The following is a 20120-nucleotide window of genomic DNA, read 5'->3' on the forward strand; positions in this document are numbered from 1 at the left end:
CGCTGGTGCTACACGGTGGGCTCGTCGGATGCTCGACGCATGCGCCCCGCCCACATCGCCCTCGCCGTCCTCGTCGCCGCCGCCTGGGGCGTGAACTTCACCGTCATCGAGGTCGGCCTCGACCACTTCCCGCCCCTCCTCTTCTCGGCCCTGCGCTTCCTCGTGGCCGCCCTGCCCGCCGTGTTCCTCGTGGGCCGCCCCAAAGTGGCGTGGAAGTGGATCGTGGCCGTCGGACTCGCCCTCGGCGTCGCGAAGTTCGGGCTGCTGTTCATCGGCATGGACGCCGGGATGCCCCCCGGCCTGTCCTCCCTCGTGCTCCAGATCCAGGCGGTGTTCACGGCGCTCTTCGCCTTCGCCTTCCTCGGCGAACGCCCCACCCGCGTCCGGGTGGCGGGCATGGCGGTGGCCCTGTGCGGAGTGGGCCTCGCCGCCGTCGACGAGGGCACGGCGGGACCGCTCGGCGCCTTCGCCCTGGTCATCGCGGCGGCCGCCTGCTGGGGCGTCTCCAACGTCCTCACCCGCAAGGCGTCCCCGCCCGACCCGCTCAACTTCATGGTGTGGGTGAGCACCGTCCCCGTCCTCCCGCTGCTCGGCCTCTCGCTGCTCACCGAGGGGCCCTCCCGCGACCTCGACGCGCTGCGCGCCCTGGACTGGCAGGGCGCCGGAGTCGTCGTGTACGCCGCCTGGATCACCACCGTCTTCGGTTTCGGCGCCTGGGGCTGGCTGCTGCACCGGCATCCCGCGTCCACCGTCGCCCCCTTCTCGCTGCTCGTCCCGGTCTTCGGGATGTCGTCGGCCGCCCTGTTCCTCGGCGAGTCCGTCGGCCCGCTGCGCTGGGCGTCCGCCGCCCTGCTGGTGGGCGGGGTCGCCCTCACCTCACGGACACCCCGGGCCGCCCGGGCGGCGCGCACAGCGCTCTTGTCGAGCCCGGCGCCGGCGGTTAGCGTCCCGACGGACAGCGCTCCCCGCGCCTGCGACCCGACCGGGAAAGCGGCCCGCCCATGACCTCCGAAGCCCCCGCCCCCGCCGTCACGCTCGCCGTCGTCGGTGCCGGCGACCGGGGGACCCGCCACGCGCGCTGGGCCCTGGACCACCCCGGGCGGGCCACCGTCGTGGCCGTCGCCGAACCCCGTGAGACGCGCCGCCGCCGCTTCGCCGCCGCCCACGGCCTGGAGCCGGACGCCGCCGTCGGGGACTGGCGGGACCTCGCCGAGCGCGGCCGGATCGCCGACGCCGTCCTGATCTGCACCCTCGACCGCGAACACCTCGAACCGGTCCTGCGGTTCGCCGCCCTCGGCTACCACATCCTGCTGGAGAAGCCGATGGCCCTCACCGAGGACGAGTGCCGGCGGATCGTCGACGCCGTCGAGCGCGCCGGGGTGACCCTCGCGCTCGGGCACGTCCTGCGCTACACCCCCTACACCCGCGCCGTGAAGGAGGTCGTCGACTCCGGGCGGCTCGGCGACGTCGTCAGCGTCCAGCACCTGGAACCCGTCGGCTTCTGGCACCAGGCGCACTCCTTCGTGCGCGGCAACTGGCGCAACACGCAGGAGGCGACGTCGATGCTGATGGCCAAGTCCTGCCACGACATCGACTGGCTGCAGTACGTCCTCGGCCAACCCCCCGTCCGCGTCTCCAGCTTCGGACACCTCTCGCACTTCCGCCCGGAGAACCGGCCCGAGGGCGCGGCCGACCGCTGCCTCGACTGCGCGGTGGAACCCGACTGCCCCTACTCCGCCCGGCGCGAGTACGGCGACCGGCTCGCCCGCGGCGAACACCACTGGCCGCTCAGCGTGCTCCTCGACGACTTCACGCCCGAGGCCCTGGAGACGGCCCTGCGCGAGGGCCCCTACGGGCGGTGCGTGTACGCCTGCGACAACGACGTGGTCGACCACCAGGTGGTGTCGATGGAGTTCGCCTCCGGGGCCACCGCCACCTTCACCATGACCGCGTTCACCGAACAGGCCGACCGCCGGACCCGGATCTTCGGCACCCGGGGCGAACTGCGCGGCGACGGCGAGAACGTGAGCGTCTACGACTTCCTGACCCGGACCGAGGAGGCCGTCGACCTCGGCCGCGCGGGCGGCATGGACGCGGCGGGCGGGCACGGCGGAGGCGACGCCGGCCTGATGGACGCCTTCGTCGCCGCGGTCGCTACCAAGAACCCCGGCCTGGTGAAGTCCGGCCCGCGCGAGTCCCTCACCAGCCACCTCACCGTCCTGGCCGCCGAACGCGCCCGGCACGCCGGCACCGTGGAGACGGTCTAGACCCGACCGTCACGGGTGTCCGGCGGAATCCCGGGCCGCCAACCCCACTGCCGTGGAGCGCAGTTGATCGCGCACGGCGGTCAGCACCGGGTCGGACTCCGCGCCCGCGCGCACCGCCGCGAACACGTTCCTGGACGGCTGCGCGCCCAGGATGCCCAGCAGGGCGAGCCGTCGGTGCGCGTACAGCGGCCGGACGAGCCGCGGGACCAGGGCCACCCCCCGGCCCGCCTCGACCAGCGCGGCCAGGGCGCCCCAGTCGTCGACCGCGTGCCGGACGTCCGGGGTGAAACCGGCGGCGGCGCAGACCGAGCGGGCCACCGCGCCGCAGCAACTGGCCGGGTCGCCGACGATCCAGGGCTCGCCGGCGAGTTCGCGCAGATCGACGGGGGCGGCGCCCGCGAGCCGGTGACCGGCGGGCAGCGCCAGGTCCAGGACGTCCCGGAGCAGGTCGAGACGGTGGTAGCGCCGGTCGGTGTGCGGGGGAGCGGCCGCGAAGTCGACGGCCACGGCGAGGTCGACCTGCCCGGCGTCCAGAGCGGTGAACAGGTCCGGGGGCTCCGCCTCGACGACGTCGATCCGCACGTGCGGCAGCCGGTCCGCCAGTGCCGTCAGCGTGTCCGGGAGCAGGCCGAGGATGCCGCTGGAGAAGCAGCCGACCGTGACCGTTCCGCGGCCGCCCCCGTCGTAGGCGGCCAAGTCGGTCCGGGCGCGCTCCAGTTGCGCGGCGATCAGATCGGCGTGCGCCAGCAGCACCCGGGCCTGCCCGGTCAGCCGGACGCCCCGGCCGTCCCGTTCGGTCAGCGGCACGCCCACCTCGCGGGCGAGCGCGGCGAGTTGCTGGGAGACGGCGGAGGGCGTGAGGTGCAGGGCCTCGGCGGTGCGGGCCAGGCTGCCCCGCCGCCGGAGCTCCCGCAGCACGGTCAGGCGACGCAGATCCATGGTGAAGGTCTCGCTTACCTGTTCCACCGGAAAAGATTAACTGGACCGATGGCCCCGCGGTCGGAAACGATCGGCCCATGACCACGGACGACCGGAGCGGGACCCCGCCCACCACCGACGAGCGGCCCGCCACCCCGATCACCGCCCGGGACGGCGCGGGCGTCGAACGCTCGTTCCTCATCCTGCACGGCTGGCAGAACCACCGGCCCGCCGGCCACTGGCAGCACCGGCTGGCCGACCGCCTCCGCGAACGCGGGCAGCACGTCGTGTACCCGCAACTGCCGGATCCCGACACGCCGGACCCGGAGGTGTGGCTCGCCGAGTTCGCCCGCCACCTCGACGCGTTGCGGGGTGCCGAGCGGGTGGTCCTCGCGCACAGCGCCTCCGCCGTGCTGTGGCTGCACGCCGTCGCCCGCGCGCTGCCGGGCCTGGACGGCGTCGACCGGGTGCTGCTGGTCGCCCCGCCCTCGCCCTCCGTCCTCGCCGGTCTGCCGGAGATCGCCGCGTTCACCCCGGCCGGGCTGGACCCGCGCGCCCTCCCCGGTTCCATCCGGCTGGTCGCCGGCGACGACGACCCGTACTGCCCGGAGGGTGCCGACGCCGTCTACGGCGAGCCACTGGGCATCCCCACGGAGATCCTGCCCGGCGCCGGGCACCTCGACCTGGACGCCGGGTACGGGCCGTGGCCGGCGGTCCTGGACTGGTGCTTCGACGGTTCGGTCCGGCTCACCGGCCGCTCGGGGTAGCGCGCGGCCCGGCGGTCCGTGCCCGGGTCACGTCCCGTCCCCTCTCGTCCCGGACCCGGCGGACCGGGACGCCCTCACGCCCGCCGCTCCGCCTCGGCCGCCCGCTGTTCCGCCTCGGCCGCCCGCTGTTCCGCCTCGGCCACGAGCCGGGCGAGGTGCTCGCGCCCCGCTCCCAGCAACCCCTCCAGCGGCGCCGCCCGCTCGTACCACCGCTTCTCGTACTCCCAGCACAGCCAGCCGTCCCACCCGTTCCGTACGAGGACGTCCACGCACGCGCCGAGCGGGAGGACCCCCGAGCCGAGCGGCAGCGGGGTGGTGTCCCCGGCCGACGCGATGTCCTTGACCTGCGTGTATCCGAGGAAGGGCGACAGCGCCGGGTAGGTCTCGTCGGGGTCCTCACCGCCGAGCCAGGTGTGCATCACGTCCCACAGGGACCCGACGTGGTGGTGGCCGACCCGGCCGAGGACCCGCATCGCGTCCACGCCGGTGCGGTGCGAGTCGTGGGTCTCCAGCAGGATGCGCACGCCGAGGTCGGCGGCGTACTCCGCCGCGGTGCCGAGCCGCCGTGCGGCCGTCGCGTCCGACTCCGCTGCGCTCGCCCCGGGATCGCCGCCGGGGAAGACCCGGACGAACGGAGCGTTCACGTCCCGCGCCAGTTCGGTCAGTTCACGCATCTCGCGCAGCACCGGCGCGTCGTCACCCGGTTCCGCGACCCGCGCGTACCCCGCGACGCCGAGCACCTCAACCCCGCCCGCCGCGAACTCCGCGGCCACGGAGGCCCGTTCACCCGCCCCGATCCCGGGATGCACGGGCTCCTCCGGGTGCGCCCGCAGCTCGACCCCCTGATAACCGTGCGCGACGGCCAGCCGCACGACATCGGCGACGGGCAGCCCGGGCACACCGAGAGTGGAGAACGCCAGCTTCATGGCCGGGACCCTACGGCCTCCCCGACGGCCACCCAAGACCGCCCCGGGGCCTCGCGAGACGGGACCCGCCCCCGTCCGGCAGCGTCCCGGACGGGGGAGCACCACGGCGACGCCCGTCGGGCTCACCGCACGGCGCCGGACTCTCGGGGCCCGGGCCCGTACCGAAGTTCGGCGGCCCGTGAGACGGCCGGGTCCCGGACGCGGGCACCCGTCCCGCGGCACCGACCACCGCTTACGGCCGAGGCGCGCAGCCGTGAGACCGACGGGCGGGCCGGAGGGGGCCCAACTCCCGGGATGCCGGGAACGTGCCGGGAGGAGCCCCGACTCCCAGGACACCGGGGACAATGGGCTCGGAGAGAACCTCCACCCCCGGGACGCCGGGGAGGAGCCTCCCGTGGAGCGGAGGGGGAGTCACCCCCGGGGAACCCCGGTGGACCCTCGTACCATCAACTCGCCCCGGACCGTGGCGATCCCGCCCGGCGGAGGGTCCTCGCGGTTCATGGCGATGCGGCCGGCGCGGGCGCCCGCCTCGGAGAGCGGCAGGCGCACGGTCGTGAGGGCGGGGACCGCGTCGACGCTGAAGGGCAGGTCGTCGAAGCCCGCCACGGACACGTCGTCCGGGATGCGCAGCCCGGAGTCGCGCAGCGCCGCGCAGGCGCCCAGCGCCACGGTGTCGTTCGCGGCGACCACGGAAGTCAACTCCGGCGCCCGGCGCAGGAGTTCAAGAGTCGCCTCGTACCCGGAGCGGCGGTCGTAGCGGCCGTGCACGGTGAGCCGTGGATCCTCCTCGACACCGTGTGCGGCGAGCGCGGCACGGTGGCCCTCCAACCGGTGGCGCGTCGTCGTGCGCTCCTCGGGGCCCGCGATGTAGCCGACCCGCCGGTGACCGAGGCCGAGCAGGTGATCGGTGAGCTGCCGGCCGCCGCCGCGGTTGTCGAAGGTGAGCGCGATCGCGTCCGGAGCGTCCGGCGCGGGCGGCCGCCCGCAGAGCACCACCCGGGTGCCCGCCTCCGCCAGCCGGCGCAGCTTCGCGGCGACGGCGGCCGCGTGCCCCGGGTTCTCGATCGCGCCGCCAGTGAGGACGACCGCGGCGGCGCGTTGGCGCTGAAGGAGCGTGAGGTAGGTGAGTTCGCGCTCCGGGGAGCCGCCGGTGTTGCACACGACCCCGAGCCGCTCCCCGCCCGCGCGCCCCCCGGGGCCGCCGATCTCGGACTGGATCGCGGCGGCCATGATGCCGAAGAAGGGGTCGGCGATGTCGTTGACCAGGACGCCGACGAGGTCGGAGGTCGCGGCGGCCAGTGAACTGGCGGGACCGTTCAGCACGTAGTCCAGCTCGTCGACCGCGCGCAGCACCCGCTCCCGCGTGGAGGAGGCCACGGGATAGTTCCCGTTCAGCACACGCGACACCGTCGCGGGAGAGACCTGCGCGCGGGCCGCCACGTCCGCCAGGGTCACCGTCATCTCGTCGTCCTCCGGTCGCGCGTCCCGCCGTACCTCGTCGTACGGCGGCTACGTCGTCGTGCCTGGTCGTGCCTCGTCGAACGGCGTCGAACACGGGGGCGGGGCCGAACGCGCCGCCTCCCGTGGTCGGGGTTCGTGCAGACCATACGGCCAACGGCCCCCGTCGTTCGCCCCCTCGAACAACTCGACCTGGCGACGGTCTTGTCCCGAACAGTGAACAGAGGCTAGCTTCTCACCGCATAGAAAGCGCTTGCTGTCATGCTCGTCCGAGTATGCGCGGCGCCTGACGCGGACGAAGGGAACGACGTGACACGCAAGACGGTGCGCATCGCCATGAACGGCGTGACGGGGCGCATGGGCTACCGCCAGCACCTCGTCCGCTCGATCCTCGCCCTGCGCGATCAGGGCGGCCTCGACCTGGGCGACGGCACCTTGCTGTGGCCCGAGCCGGTCCTCGTCGGGCGCCGCGAGCCCGCCCTGCGGGCGCTCGCCGAACGGCACGGCCTCGACCACTGGTCGACCGACCTCGACGCCGTCCTCGCCGACCCCGAGGTCGAGATCTACTTCGACGCCCAGGTCACCTCCGCCCGCGAGGAGGCCCTGCGCAGGGCCGTCGCCGCGGGCAAGCACATCTACACCGAGAAGCCGACCTCCACCGGTCTCGACGGGGCGCTCGACCTGGCCCGGCTCGCCCACGCCTCGGGTGTCCGGCACGGCGTCGTCCAGGACAAGCTCTTCCTCCCCGGCCTGCTCAAGCTCAAGCGGCTGATCGACGGCGGCTTCTTCGGCCGCATCCTGTCCGTCCGCGGGGAGTTCGGCTACTGGGTGTTCGAGGGCGACTGGCAGCAGGCCCAGCGGCCCTCCTGGAACTACCGCTCCGAGGACGGCGGCGGCATCGTCGTCGACATGTTCCCGCACTGGGAGTACGTCCTGCACGAGCTGTTCGGCCGGGTCACCTCGGTGCAGGCGCTCACCGCCACCCACGTCCCCCAGCGCTGGGACGAGCGGGACAAGCCCTACGACGCCACCGCCGACGACGCCGCCTACGGCATCTTCGAGCTGGAGGGCGGCGCGGTCGCCCAGATCAACTCCTCCTGGGCCGTGCGCGTCAACCGCGACGAACTCGTCGAGTTCCAGGTCGACGGCACGGAGGGATCCGCCGTCGCGGGACTGCGCAACTGCCGCGTCCAGCACCGCGGCACGACACCGAAGCCGGTCTGGAACCCCGACATCCCCGCCACCTACTCCTTCCGCGACCAGTGGCAGGAGGTGCCCGACAACGCCGAGTTCGACAACGGCTTCAAGGCCCAGTGGGAACTGTTCCTGCGGCACGTGTACGCCGACGCCCCCTACCACTGGGACCTCCTCGCGGGCGCCCGTGGCGTACAGCTCGCCGAACTGGGCCTGCGCTCCTCGGCCGAGGGCCGCCGTCTCGCCGTACCGGAGATCACGCTGTGACCATCCGACTCCCCGGCGCCGACGGCCGGTTGCGGTCCTACGAGCCGCGCACCGACCCCCTCGTCGTGCTCCCCGACGGCGCGCCCCTCGCCTCCCGCACGGTCTTCTCGGCCGCCCACGTCGTCGCCGACCCGTACGCCGACGTGTCGCCCGGCGTGCCCGCCGCCGTCGACTGGGACGCCACCCTCGCCTTCCGCCGCCACCTGTGGTCCCACGGCCTCGGCGTCGCCGAGGCGATGGACACCGCGCAGCGCGGCATGGGCCTCGACTGGACCACCGCGGCCGAGCTCGTCCGCCGCTCCGCCGCCGAGGCGCGCGCCACCGGCGGCGCCATCGCCTGCGGTGTCGGCACCGACCAGCTCACCGGTCCCGCCACCCTCGACGAGGTCCGGGCCGCCTACGAGGAACAGCTCGCCCTCGTCGAGGAGTCGGGCGCGCGGGCGATCCTGATGGCCTCCCGCGCGCTCGCCGCGACCGCCGCCGGACCCGAGGACTACCTCGACGTCTACGGCCACCTGCTGCGGCAGGCCGCCGATCCGGTGATCCTGCACTGGCTGGGCCCGATGTTCGACCCGGCCCTGGAGGGCTACTGGGGATCCGGCGACCTCGACGCGGCGACCGAGGTGTTCCTGGAGGTGATCGCCGCCCACCCGGACAAGGTCGACGGCATCAAGGTGTCCCTGCTGGACGCCCGGCGCGAGGTCGACCTGCGCCGCCGCCTCCCGGACGGCGTCCGCTGCTACACCGGCGACGACTTCAACTACCCCGAGCTGATCGCGGGTGACGAACAGGGCTTCAGCCACGCGCTGCTCGGCATCTTCGACCCGCTCGGACCGGCCGCCGCACGGGCCGTCCGCGTCCTGGACACCGGAGACGTCAAGGGATTCCGCGAACTCCTCGATCCCACGGTCGAGTTGTCCCGTCACCTCTTCGAGCACCCGACCCGCTTCTACAAGACCGGCGTCGTCCTGCTGGCCTGGCTCGCCGGCCACCAGGAGCACTTCACGATGGTGGGCGGACTCCAGTCGGCGCGCTCCCTGCCGCACCTGGCCCGCGCCTACGAACTGGCCGACGGTCTCGGCCTGTTCCCGGACCCGTCGCGCGCCGAGACCCGGATGAAGAGCCTGCTGGCCGTCTACGGAGTGACCTCATGAACAGCCTCGCCCGGTTCTCCGTCAACCAGATGACGGTCAAGCAGCTCTCCCTGCCCGACCTCGTGAAGTCCTGCCTGACGCTCGGCGTCGGGGGTGTGGGCCTGTGGCGCGAACCCGTGCGCGCCCACGGGGTGGAGGCGGCCGCCGCTCTGGTCCGTGACGCGGGCCTGACGGTCACCAGCCTGTGCCGGGGCGGCTTCCTCACCGCCCTCGACCCGGCCGAGCGGGCGAACGCCCTGGACGACAACCGCGCCGCGGTCGACGAGGCGGCGACCCTGGGCACGGACACCCTCGTCCTGGTGTCGGGTGGACTCCCGGCCGGCTCGAAGGACCTGCACGGCGCCCGTGAACGCATCGCCGACGCCCTCGCCGAACTGGGCCCGTACGCCGCCGCCCGGGGGGTGCGGCTCGCCGTCGAACCGCTCCACCCGATGTACGCCGCCGACCGCTGCGTGGTCTCCACCCTCGCGCAGGCCCTCGACCTCGCCGAACGGTTCCCGGCCGAGCAGGTCGGCGTCACCGTCGACACGTACCACCTCTGGTGGGACGACACGGCCCCCGCCCAGATCGCCCGCGCGGGCGCCTCCTGCCGCATCCACGCCTTCCAGCTCGCCGACTGGACGACCCCGCTGCCGGAGGGCGTCCTCAACGGCCGCGGTCAGCTGGGAGACGGCTCGATCGACTTCCGGGAGTGGCGCGGGTACGTGGAGGCGGCCGGGTACACCGGGCCGATCGAGGTCGAGCTCTTCAACGACGTCCTGTGGGCCCGGGACGGCCACGAGGTGCTGGCCGAGACGGCCGCACGGTACCTGGAGCACGCCGTCTGACCTGGGATCCGACCCCCGGGAAAAAAACTTCAGAAGTCCGTGCAACCCTTCCCGCACCTCGCGGGTCGTACTTGGCATCAGGACACCTGGAGGGGGATCTGGGGGGATCGCGGGGTTCTGATACGGAGGGGAAAGCCGAGGGGCCCGGTCGACGGACCGGGCCCCTCGAAACTTTTCCGCACCGCACCGCACCGAACCTCGCCGCACCGCACCCGGGCGGGCCGCCCCGGCACGGATCGCGCGGACCGGCGGATCAGAAGAAGACCCCGCAGCGCAGCAGCACGTTCGCGTACGGCCGGGCCTCACCCGTGCGGACCACGAGCCGCGCACCCGCCGACAGCGACTTCAGCTCCTCGTGCCCGACCAGGACGAGACCGGGCACCCGCGCCACCAGCAGGTCCGCCGTCGCCGGGTTCGCCTCCCGCACCTCGCGCGCCGCCGTCCCGCCCTCCACCACCAGCTCGGCCAGCAGCCCGTCCAGCACCTCCGCGAAGGACGGCACACCCGCCCGGAACGCCAGGTCGACGACGCGCGGCCCCGCCGGGATCGGCATCCCCGCGTCGCACACCAGCACCCCGTCCCCGTGCCCCAACTCCGCCAGCGCGCCCGCCAGATGACGGTTCAGGATTCCGGACCGCTTCACAGCGCGGCCACCTCCTCGGCGGTCGGGAACGACTCCTGCGCCCCGGCCCGGGTGACCGCGGCGGCACCGACCCGGGCCGCGTACCCCGCTGCCTCCGGCAGCGACTCCCCGCGCCCCAGCCGCCAGGCCAGCGCGGCGGTGAAGGCGTCGCCCGCGCCCGTCGTGTCCACGGCCGCGACCCGCACCGACGGCACCCGGACCCGGGCGCCGGCCCGCTCCGCCACCAGCGCGCCCGCCGCGCCCAGCGTGATGACCACCGACCGCGGGCCGAGCGCGAGCAGCGCCGTCGCCCATTCCTCGGGCGAGTCCCCGAGGTCGTCCCCGGCGATCACCCGTGCCTCGTGCTCGTTCACGATCAGCGGGTCGCAGGCGGCGAGCACCTCGGAGGGCAGCGGACGCGGCGGCGACGGGTTCAGCACCAGACGACCGCCCTCCGCGAGACTCCGTACGACCTCCACGACCGTCTCCAGCGGGATCTCCAGCTGGGCCGACACCACCCGGGAGGCATGGAAGAGGCTCCCGGCGGCCCGCACGTCCTCCGGGGCGAGCCGGCCGTTGGCACCCGGCGACACCACGATGCTGTTGTCCCCGGACGGATCCACCGTGATCAGCGCGACCCCGGTCGGAGCCCCGCCGACGAGGACGCCGACGGTGTCGACGCCGGCCGCGCGCTGCGCGTCGAGCAGCAGCCGTCCGTGGCCGTCGTCGCCGACCCGGGCGAGAAGCGCCGTGCGCGCCCCGAGCCGGGCCGCGGCGACCGCCTGGTTGGCGCCCTTTCCGCCCGGGTGGACGACGAGATCGGAGCCGAGCACCGTCTCGCCCGCCGCCGGCCGCCGCTCGACCCGGACCACCAGGTCTGCGTTGGCCGATCCCACGACCAGAAGGTCGTAGTCGTACATGAACTGTCTCCCTGCAGAGATGAGTCGAGCCGATGTGCGCGGGACCGGGTGCGGCGGGCCGGCAGGTGCCGGCCCGCCGCACCCGGTCCGGTGTCAGCCGCCGAACCCGGCGACGTTCTCCTTCGTGACGACCTTCACCGGCACCTTCACCGTCTCCTGGACCTTCTTGCCCTCGGCGGCCCGCAGCGCGTTGTCCACCGCGATCCGGCCGAGCTCCTTGGGCTGCTGGGCGACGGACGCGTACAGCGTTCCCGCGGAGACCGCCTTCAGACCGTCGGGCGTGCCGTCGAAGCCGATGACCGAGACCGACTTCCCGGCCTTCGAACCGAGCGCCTTGACCGCGCCGAGCGCCATCTCGTCGTTCTCGGCGAAGACGCCGTCGACGCCGGGGTGCGCCTGGAGCAGGTTCGTCATCACGTCGAGGCCCTTGGTGCGGTCGAAGTCCGCGGGCTGCCGGGCGACGACCTTGATGCCCGGGTACGCCTTCAGGCCCTCGGCGAAGCCCGCCCCGCGCTCACGGCTCGCGGATGTGCCGGCCAGACCCTGGAGAATCACGATCCTGCCCTTGCCGCCCAGCTTCTCGGCCAGCGCCTTCGCGCCCAGCTTGCCGCCCGCGATGTTGTCGGAGGCGACGAGCGCGGCCGTCTTCGCCTTGTTGACGCCCCGGTCGACGCCGACGACGGGGATGTCCGCCGTGTTCGCCGAACGGACCGAGGGGCCCGCCGCGTCCGAGTCCACCGGGTTCACGATGATCGAGCCCAGCCCCGAACTGGTGAAGTTCTGCAGCTGGTTGGCCTGCTGCGAGGCGTCGTTCTGCGCGTCGGTGACGGTCAGGTCCACCCCGCGCTTCTTCGCCTCCTGCTGCGCGCCCGCCTTGATCTGCACGAAGAACGGGTTGTTCAGCGTGGAGAGGGACAGGCCGACCTTCTGCGTCGTCGAGGTGGACGAGCCGCCGTGCACGAAGGACATCGCGCCGACGACCGCCGCCGCGACCACGGCCGCGATGACGTACGTGGCCGCCTGCTTGCGCCGGTCCCCGCCCGAGGCGCCCCCGCCGGCGACCGGAGTCGCCCCGGCCTTGCGCCGCACGGTGTCGAGCAGCACGGCCAGCGCGATCACCACACCGATGACGACCTGCTGCCAGAACGCCGACACCGACAGGAGGTTGAGACCGTTGCGCAGTACCGCGAGGATCAGCGCGCCGATGAGCGTGCCGGACGCCTTGCCGGTGCCGCCGGCCAGCGAGGCACCGCCGATGACCACCGCCGCGATGGCGTCGAGTTCGTAGCCCTGCGCGGCCTGCGGCTGCGCGGAGGACAGCCGGGAGGCGAGCACGATGCCCGCGGCGGCGGCGAACAGCCCCGACAGGGCGTAGATCGCGAGCTTCTGCTTCTTGACCCGCAGGCCCGACAGGCGCGCGGCCTCCTCGTTGCCGCCGATCGCGTACATGGACCGGCCGATGTACGTCCGGCCGAGGATCACGGCCGTGATCAGGCCCATGACGGCCATGACCAGGACCGGCACCGGCAGCCAGCCGCCGAGCGTGTCACCGAGGTGCGAGACCGAGTCGGGGAAGGCGATCGGGCTGCCCTGCGAGATCACCAGCGACAGACCGCGGCCCACCGACAGCATGGCCAGCGTCGCGATGAAGGGCGGCAGTTTCCCGTACGAGATCAGCACGCCGTTGACCAGGCCGCAGGCGATTCCGGTGGCGACCGCGAGGAGCACCGCGATCCAGACCGGTATGCCCTGTGATGTCGCCGTCCAGGCGAGGACGGTGGCCGACAGGGCGGCGACCGAGCCGACCGACAGGTCGATGCCCGCCGAGACGATCACGAAGGTCACGCCGAACGCGAGGATGGCCGTGACGGCGGCCTGGACGCCGATGTTCAGCAGGTTGTCCGTCGTCAGGAAGTCCCCGGACAGCGCCGACATCGCGATGACGAGGACGATGAGCGCGGTGAGCGCCCCGTTGTCGAGCAGCAGGCGGCGGACCGCGGAGGCGCCGCTCGTGCCCGCTGTGCTCGGTTGCGTGTCAGTGGCCACGGGGGGCCTCCTTGTCGTTCTCGTTCGTGGTGTCGTTCGGGTGCGCGGTGGCGGGTGTGCCGACGGCCAGGGCCATCACGGAGTCCTGGGTCGCCCGGTCCGCGGTGAGTTCGCCCGCGATCCGGCCCTGGGCCATCACGAGGACCCGGTCGCTCATGCCGAGGACCTCGGGCAGATCGCTGGAGATCATCAGGACGGCGGCACCGGCGGCCGTCAGTTCGTTGACGAGCTGGTAGATCTCGACCTTGGCGCCGACGTCGATGCCCCGCGTCGGCTCGTCGAGGATCAGCACCTTGGTGTCGGCGAGCAGCCACTTGCCGATGACGACCTTCTGCTGGTTGCCGCCGGACAGGGTGCGCACGTGCTGGCCGAGCCCGGCCATCCGGACACCGAGCTGCCCGGCGATCCGCGCCGCCGCGGCCCGCTGGCCCTTGAGGTCGACGAGGCCGCCGTGGGTCGCGGAGCGCAGCGTGACCAGGCCGAGGTTCTCCTCGACGGAGGCGTCCAGGAGGAGGCCCTGGCCCTTGCGGTCCTCGGGCACGAGCCCGATGCCGGCCTCCATGGCCGCGTTCACGTCGCCCCGCCGCAGACCGGCCCCGGCGACCTTCACGGAACCCCGGTCGTAGGGGTCGGCGCCGAAGACGGCCCGGACCACCTCGGTGCGGCCCGCGCCCACGAGCCCCGCGATGCCGACGACCTCACCGGCCCGCACCTCGAAACTCACGTCGTGGAACACCCCGTCCCGGGTGAGCCCCTCGACGGTCAGCAACGCGTCGCCGGCGTCCGCCCGTTCGCGCGGGTACTGCTGCTCGATGGAGCGTCCGACCATCAGGCGGACGAGTTCGTCCTCGGGCGTGGAGGCGGGCACCTGACCGACGCTCCGGCCGTCGCGGATGACCGTGACCCGGTCGCCGAGGGCGGCGATCTCGTCCAGGTGGTGGGTGATGAAGACGACGCCGACACCGGTCTCGCGCAGCCTGCGCACGATCCGGAAGAGCTTGTCGACCTCCCCCGAGGTGAGCACGGCGGTCGGCTCGTCCATGATCAGGACACGGGCGTCCAGGCTCAGCGCCTTGGCGATCTCCACCATCTGGAGCCGGGCGACGCCCAGTTCACGCACCCGCGCGCGGGGGGACACGTTCACGCCGACGCGCTCCAGGAGCGCCGCGGCGTCCGCCTCCATCCTCTTGCGGTCGATCAGCCCGAAGCGGCGCGGCTGCCGGCCCAGGAAGATGTTCTCGGCGACCGTCAGATCGGGGACGAGGTTGAACTCCTGGTAGATGGTGGCGATCCCGAGCCGCTCGGAGTCCTGGGCGCCGTGGATGCGCACCTCCTCGCCGTCGACGAGGACGCGCCCCGCGTCGGGCCGGTAGGCGCCGGAGAGCATCTTGATCAGCGTGCTCTTGCCCGCGCCGTTCTCGCCGAGCAGCACGTGCACCTCGCCGCGGCGCAGGTCGAAGTCGACGCTGTCGAGCGCGACCACGCCGGGAAAGGTCTTGCGTATGCCCTCGATGCGCAGCAACGCGTCCTGGCCGCTCACGTCCTGGTCGCTCACGACTGGCTCCTTCGTACGGGGGACTGCTGTGCGGGGGCGGGCCGCACGGGGGCCTGCCCGGTCGCCGGGGCGCCGCACGAGCGGCGTACGACGAGACGGGCGGGGAGGGTGACGGACCGCGGGGTCCGTCCCTCGATGCGGTCGACCAGGGCGCGGACGGCGGCCCGGCCCAGTTCGCCCGTGGGCTGGGCGATCGCGGTGACCGGCGGATCGGTGTGCACGAACCAGCGGATGTCGTCGAACGCGGCGAGCGCGATGTCGTCGGGGACGCGCAGCCCGCGCGCGCGGACCGCGTCCAGCGCGCCGAGCGCCATCAGGTTGTCGGCGGCGAAGACGACCTCGGGCGGTTCGGCCAGGTCGAGGAAGGCCTCGGTGGCGCGGCGGCCGCTCTCGGCCTGGAAGTCGCCCTGCCCGATGTAGGCGTCGGGCAGCGCGATCCCGAACGCGGCGAGGGCCTCGCGGAAGGCCTCCACCCGCTCGCTGCCGGTCGTGGTGGCGGCCGGGCCCGCGATGATCGCGAGCCTGCGGTGGCCGAGGCCGTGCAGGTGGGCGACCAGGTCCCGGACCGCCGCGCGTCCGTCGGCCCGGACCACCGGCACGTCGAGACCCGGGATCCAGCGGTCCACGAAGACCATCGGAGTCCCCGCGCGCGCGGCGTCCAGCATGCCGGGGGAGCCGCCGTCGGTGGGGGAGACCAGCAGGCCGTCGATGCGCCGGTCCAGCAGGGTCCGTACGTGGTGGTCCTGGAGGTCGGGCCGCTCGTCGGCGTTGCCGATGATGACGCTGTAGCCGAGGGCGCGGGCCTCCTCCTCGACGGAGCGGGCCAGCTCGGTGAAGTACGGGTTCAGCACGTCGCTGATGACCAGGCCGAGGGTGCGGGTCTGGTCGGTGCGCAGGGAGCGGGCGACGGCGTTCGGGCGGTAGCCGAGGCTCCGCACAGCGGCCAGCACGCGGGTGCGTGCCTCCTCGCTGACCGACGGGTGGTCGTTCAGCACCCGCGAGACCGTGGCGACGGACACGCCTGCCTCGGCGGCAACGTCCTTGATGCTCGCCATCGTCGCTCCACCTCCTCGTGGAATCGATTACACGGAGGATTGGAATCGATTACACGGGCGTGGGGCAACCCCCTGACGGCATCCCGCAACCGGATCGTGATGTACCGCTTCCCGGGGCGCGTGTCCCTTTCGGGCGGGATCGTCCACAGGGGCCGCGGCGGTGTCGGAGGGGGGCGGTACCGTCGGATCATGTCCACTCAGGCGGGGGCCGACCAGCAGGGCGAGCGGCGAACGGCGACGCTGGAAGGCGTGCTGGAGCGCATCACGTACGCGAACGAGGAGAGCGGTTACACGGTCGCGCGGGTCGACACCGGCCGCGGCGCGGGCGACCTGCTCACGGTGGTCGGAGCGCTCCTCGGCGCGCAGGCCGGCGAGTCCCTGCGCATGGAGGGCCGCTGGGGCTCCCACCCGCAGTACGGCAAGCAGTTCACGGTGGAGAACTACACGACGGTGCTCCCCGCCACGATCCAGGGCATCCGCCGCTATCTCGGCTCCGGCCTGGTCAAGGGCATCGGCCCCGTCTTCGCCGACCGGATCACCCGGCACTTCGGGCTGGACACCCTGCGGATCATCGAGGAGGAGCCGAAGCGGCTCATCGAGGTCCCCGGACTCGGCCCCAAGCGCACGGGCCGGATCGCCGACGCCTGGGAGGAGCAGAAGGCGATCAAGGAGGTCATGCTCTTCCTCCAGACCGTCGAGGTCTCCACCTCCATCGCCGTGCGCATCTACAAGAAGTACGGCGACGCGTCGATCTCCGTCGTGAAGAACCGGCCCTACCGCCTGGCGTCGGACGTCTGGGGCATCGGCTTCCTCACCGCCGACAAGATCGCCCAGTCGGTCGGTATCCCGCACGACAGCCCGGAGCGCGTCAAGGCCGGCCTCCAGTACGCGCTGTCCCAGTCCACCGACCAGGGCCACTGCTATCTCCCCGAGGAGCAACTGATCGCGGACGCGGTGAAGTTGCTCCAGGTCGACACCGGCCTGGTCATCGAGTGCCTGGCCGAGCTGGCCGCCCCCGCCGAGGAGGGCGAGGAGCCCGGGGTCGTCCGCGAGAAGGTGCCGGGACCGGACGGCGGCGACCCGGTGACGGCGGTCTACCTGGTCCCCTTCCACCGCGCCGAACTGTCCCTCGCCGCCCAGGTGTTGCGCCTGCTGCGCACCGACCGCGACCGGATGCCCGGCTTCCGCGACGTGGCCTGGGACAAGGCCCTCGCGTGGCTGAAGGACAGGACGGGCGCGGAGCTGGCCCCCGAGCAGGAGGCGGCCGTCCGGCTCGCGCTCACCGAGAAGGTCGCCGTGCTCACCGGCGGCCCCGGCTGCGGCAAGTCGTTCACCGTCCGCTCGATCGTCGAGCTGGCCCGCGCCCGGCGCGCCAAGGTGGTCCTCGCCGCCCCCACCGGCCGGGCCGCCAAGCGGCTCTCCGAGCTGACCGGCGCCGACGCGTCCACCGTGCACCGCCTGTTGGAGCTCAAGCCGGGCGGCGACGCGGCGTACGACAGGGATCGCCCGCTCGACGCCGACCTGGTCGTCGTCGACGAGGCCTCGATGCTCGACCTGCTCCTCGCCAACAAGCTGGTCAAGGCGGTGCCCCCGGGCGCGCACCTGCTCTTCGTCGGCGACGTGGACCAGTTGCCCAGCGTCGGCGCGGGGGAGGTGCTGCGCGACCTGCTCGCCGACCGCGGCCCGGTCCCCGCGGTGCGGCTCACCCGGGTCTTCCGCCAGGCCCAGCAGTCCGGCGTGGTGACCAACGCGCACCGGATCAACTCCGGGCAGCACCCCCTCACCGACGGCATGAAGGACTTCTTCCTCTTCGTCGAGGACGACACCGAGGAGGCGGGCCGGCTCGCGGTGGACGTGGCGGCCCGTCGGATTCCGGCCAAGTTCGGCCTCGACCCGCGCCGGGACATCCAGGTCCTCGCACCCATGCACCGGGGCCCCGCGGGCGCCGGCCATCTCAACGGCCTGCTGCAGCAGGCCATCACCCCCGGCCGCCCCGACCTCGCCGAGAAGCGGTTCGGCGGCCGCGTCTTCCGCGTCGGCGACAAGGTCACCCAGATCCGCAACAACTACGAGAAGGGCGAGAACGGCGTCTTCAACGGCACGGTGGGCGTCGTCACCTCCCTCGATCCCGTCGAGCAGCGCCTGACGGTGCGCACGGACGAGGACGAGGAGGTGGGGTACGAGTTCGACGAACTCGACGAGCTGGCGCACGCCTACGCGCTGACCATCCACCGCTCCCAGGGCAGCGAGTATCCGGCGGTGGTGATCCCGGTCACCACCAGCGCGTGGATGATGCTCCAGCGCAATCTGCTCTACACGGCGGTGACCCGCGCCAAGAAGCTGGTCGTCCTCGTCGGTTCGCGCAAGGCGATCGGCCAGGCGGTGCGTACGGTGTCGGCGGGACGCCGGTGCACGGCCCTGGACTTCCGGCTCTCCGGCGTCTGATCCGCAGCTTCTCCGGCCTGCGGAGCGGGGGGACGCAAAAAATGATCGATCAAATGAGTCACGAAGGTCACAGAGACCTTCCGGATGCGCGGCCGGCGGGGCAGGATGAGCAGGTTGGCGGCACTGAGTGCCGCCAATAGGCCCAATGGTCGACCCCGAGTGCACTCTCCAGGGCCAAATGGGGGATGGTAGAGACAGTCAGGGCACCTCGAAGAAGAGGCACAACGTCGGTGAGGGATGACGTGAGCGACAACTCTGTAGTACTGCGGTACGGCGATGGCGAGTACACCTACCCGGTGATCGACAGCACCGTCGGCGACAAGGGCTTCGACATCGGCAAGCTCCGCGCCCAGACCGGTCTGGTGACGCTGGACAGCGGGTACGGCAACACCGCCGCCTATAAATCCGCGATCACCTATCTCGACGGTGAGCAGGGCATCCTCCGGTACCGCGGCTACCCGATCGAGCAGCTGGCCGAGCGTTCCACCTTCCTTGAGGTGGCCTACCTGCTGATCAACGGTGAGCTTCCGAACATCGACGAGCTCTCCACCTTCAAGAACGAGATCACGCAGCACACCCTGCTGCACGAGGACGTCAAGAACTTCTACAAGGGCTTCCCGCGCGACGCCCACCCGATGGCGATGCTGTCGTCGGTCGTCTCGGCGCTGTCGACCTTCTACCAGGACAGCCACAACCCGTTCGACGAGAAGCAGCGCAACCTCTCCACGATCCGGCTGCTCGCGAAGCTTCCGACGATCGCGGCGTACGCGTACAAGAAGTCGATCGGCCACCCCTTCGTCTACCCGCGCAACGACCTCGGGTACGTCGAGAACTTCCTGCGCATGACCTTCTCGGTCCCCGCGCAGGAGTACGAGCTGGACCCGGTCGTCGTCTCCGCGCTCGACAAGCTGCTCATCCTGCACGCGGACCACGAGCAGAACTGTTCGACCTCCACCGTGCGTTTGGTCGGCTCCTCGCAGGCGAACATGTTCGCCTCGATCTCCGCCGGCATCTCCGCCCTGTGGGGCCCGCTGCACGGCGGCGCCAACCAGTCGGTCCTGGAGATGCTGGAAGGCATCAAGGCCAACGGCGGCGACGTCGACTCCTTCATCCGCAAGGTGAAGAACAAGGAGGACGGTGTCCGCCTGATGGGCTTCGGCCACCGGGTGTACAAGTCCTTCGACCCGCGCGCGAAGATCATCAAGGCGGCGGCGCACGACGTCCTGTCCGCTCTCGGCAAGTCCGACGAGCTGCTGGACATCGCGCTCAAGCTGGAGGAGCACGCGCTCTCCGACGACTACTTCGTCTCGCGCAACCTCTACCCGAACGTCGACTTCTACACCGGCCTCATCTACCGGGCCATGGGCTTCCCGACCGAGATGTTCACGGTCCTGTTCGCTCTCGGCCGGCTGCCGGGCTGGATCGCCCAGTGGCACGAGATGATCAAGGAGCCCGGCTCCCGCATCGGTCGCCCCCGTCAGATCTACACGGGTGTCGTCGAGCGCGACTTCGTGCCGGTCGAGGGCCGCTGAGGCTCGTACGAGACGGTCGGGCCCCGCACGCGGGGCCCGCTGAGCCCGTACGCGGGACCGGCTGATCCCGTCCGGAGAAGCTGAGCCCGTACAAAGAAGCAGAAAACGGAAAGCGCCCTGCTACTGGTCCCCCCACGGGCCGGCAGTCAGGGCGCTTTCCTTGTCCC

At 72.6% G+C, this 20120-nt stretch carries 16 protein-coding genes; 8 read left to right on the forward strand and 8 right to left on the reverse strand.

All coding sequences use genetic code 11. The annotated features are described in order from the left end of the window. The first annotated feature begins 39 nt into the window (after positions 1-39). Both OG406_RS25590 and OG406_RS25595 read left to right on the forward strand, forming a co-directional pair. Entirely contained in the window at positions 40-1005 is a 966-nt protein-coding gene (locus OG406_RS25590) for an EamA family transporter (protein WP_329187961.1), read from the forward strand. Continuing rightward, on the forward strand, positions 1002-2267 hold the full coding sequence (locus tag OG406_RS25595) for a Gfo/Idh/MocA family protein (protein ID WP_329187963.1): 1266 nt from the start codon (positions 1002-1004) through the stop codon (positions 2265-2267). Before OG406_RS25590 ends, OG406_RS25595 begins: the two co-directional genes overlap by 4 nt. A gap of 9 nt (positions 2268-2276) precedes the next feature. Here the strand turns inward: OG406_RS25595 and OG406_RS25600 are convergent, their stop codons facing one another. Next, complete coding sequence (locus tag OG406_RS25600; protein ID WP_327409773.1) at positions 2277-3233, reverse strand: LysR family transcriptional regulator; 957 nt, start codon at positions 3231-3233, stop codon at positions 2277-2279. A 50-nt stretch (positions 3234-3283) separates the two neighbouring features. Here OG406_RS25600 and OG406_RS25605 point away from each other — a divergent pair, with 50 nt between their 5' ends. Next, positions 3284-3952, forward strand: coding sequence for an RBBP9/YdeN family alpha/beta hydrolase (locus OG406_RS25605; protein WP_329187965.1), 669 nt, complete (start codon positions 3284-3286; stop codon positions 3950-3952). Positions 3953-4026: 74 nt separating this feature from the next. Here the strand turns inward: OG406_RS25605 and OG406_RS25610 are convergent, their stop codons facing one another. Further along, complete coding sequence (locus tag OG406_RS25610) at positions 4027-4878, reverse strand: sugar phosphate isomerase/epimerase family protein (protein ID WP_329187967.1); 852 nt, start codon at positions 4876-4878, stop codon at positions 4027-4029. A gap of 411 nt (positions 4879-5289) precedes the next feature. Next, positions 5290-6339 carry a LacI family DNA-binding transcriptional regulator gene (locus tag OG406_RS25615; RefSeq protein WP_267050858.1) on the reverse strand — a complete coding sequence of 350 codons (1050 nt, stop codon included), beginning with the start codon at positions 6337-6339 and terminating at the stop codon, positions 5290-5292. Between the two features lie 306 nt (positions 6340-6645). Between OG406_RS25615 and OG406_RS25620 the strand changes: the two genes are divergently transcribed. The 3 genes from OG406_RS25620 to OG406_RS25630 are packed head-to-tail and all read left to right on the forward strand — an operon-like array spanning position 6646 to position 9778. Then, on the forward strand, positions 6646-7797 hold the full coding sequence (locus tag OG406_RS25620) for a Gfo/Idh/MocA family protein (protein WP_329187969.1): 1152 nt from the start codon (positions 6646-6648) through the stop codon (positions 7795-7797). Further along, entirely contained in the window at positions 7794-8951 is a 1158-nt protein-coding gene (locus tag OG406_RS25625; RefSeq protein WP_329187971.1) for a dihydrodipicolinate synthase family protein, read from the forward strand. Before OG406_RS25620 ends, OG406_RS25625 begins: the two co-directional genes overlap by 4 nt. Then, positions 8948-9778, forward strand: coding sequence for a sugar phosphate isomerase/epimerase family protein (locus OG406_RS25630; protein WP_329187972.1), 831 nt, complete (start codon positions 8948-8950; stop codon positions 9776-9778). The genes OG406_RS25625 and OG406_RS25630 overlap by 4 nt, the downstream gene beginning before the upstream one ends. A 253-nt stretch (positions 9779-10031) precedes the next feature. Here the strand turns inward: OG406_RS25630 and rbsD are convergent, their stop codons facing one another. From rbsD to OG406_RS25655, 5 genes are all read right to left on the reverse strand, one after another. After that, positions 10032-10421: a D-ribose pyranase gene (rbsD, locus tag OG406_RS25635; RefSeq protein ID WP_267050854.1), complete on the reverse strand. Its 390-nt coding sequence runs from the start codon at positions 10419-10421 to the stop codon at positions 10032-10034. Continuing rightward, the gene (locus OG406_RS25640) at positions 10418-11320 is read right to left on the reverse strand and encodes a ribokinase (protein ID WP_329187974.1); all 903 of its coding nucleotides are present in this window, start codon (positions 11318-11320) and stop codon (positions 10418-10420) included. Before OG406_RS25640 ends, rbsD begins: the two co-directional genes overlap by 4 nt. Positions 11321-11413: 93 nt before the next feature. Beyond that, a complete protein-coding gene (locus OG406_RS25645; RefSeq protein ID WP_329187975.1) occupies positions 11414-13366 on the reverse strand; it encodes an ABC transporter permease/substrate-binding protein in 1953 nt (650 codons plus the stop codon). After that, positions 13356-14906, reverse strand: a complete 1551-nt coding sequence (locus OG406_RS25650) for a sugar ABC transporter ATP-binding protein (protein ID WP_329190968.1) — start codon at positions 14904-14906, stop codon at positions 13356-13358. Before OG406_RS25650 ends, OG406_RS25645 begins: the two co-directional genes overlap by 11 nt. An 11-nt stretch (positions 14907-14917) precedes the next feature. After that, the gene (locus OG406_RS25655; RefSeq protein WP_081217373.1) at positions 14918-15976 is read right to left on the reverse strand and encodes a LacI family DNA-binding transcriptional regulator; all 1059 of its coding nucleotides are present in this window, start codon (positions 15974-15976) and stop codon (positions 14918-14920) included. Positions 15977-16165: 189 nt separating this feature from the next. On the opposite strand from OG406_RS25655, the gene recD2 reads away from it, so the two are divergent. Both recD2 and OG406_RS25665 read left to right on the forward strand, forming a co-directional pair. Beyond that, positions 16166-18421, forward strand: coding sequence for an SF1B family DNA helicase RecD2 (gene recD2 / locus OG406_RS25660; RefSeq protein ID WP_329187977.1), 2256 nt, complete (start codon positions 16166-16168; stop codon positions 18419-18421). Positions 18422-18663: 242 nt separating this feature from the next. Then, positions 18664-19953: a citrate synthase gene (locus OG406_RS25665; RefSeq protein ID WP_081217371.1), complete on the forward strand. Its 1290-nt coding sequence runs from the start codon at positions 18664-18666 to the stop codon at positions 19951-19953. The last annotated feature ends 167 nt before the right edge of the window (positions 19954-20120 follow it).

The organism is Streptomyces sp. NBC_01428, assembly GCF_036231965.1.
In the GTDB taxonomy this organism is placed as follows: domain Bacteria; phylum Actinomycetota; class Actinomycetes; order Streptomycetales; family Streptomycetaceae; genus Streptomyces.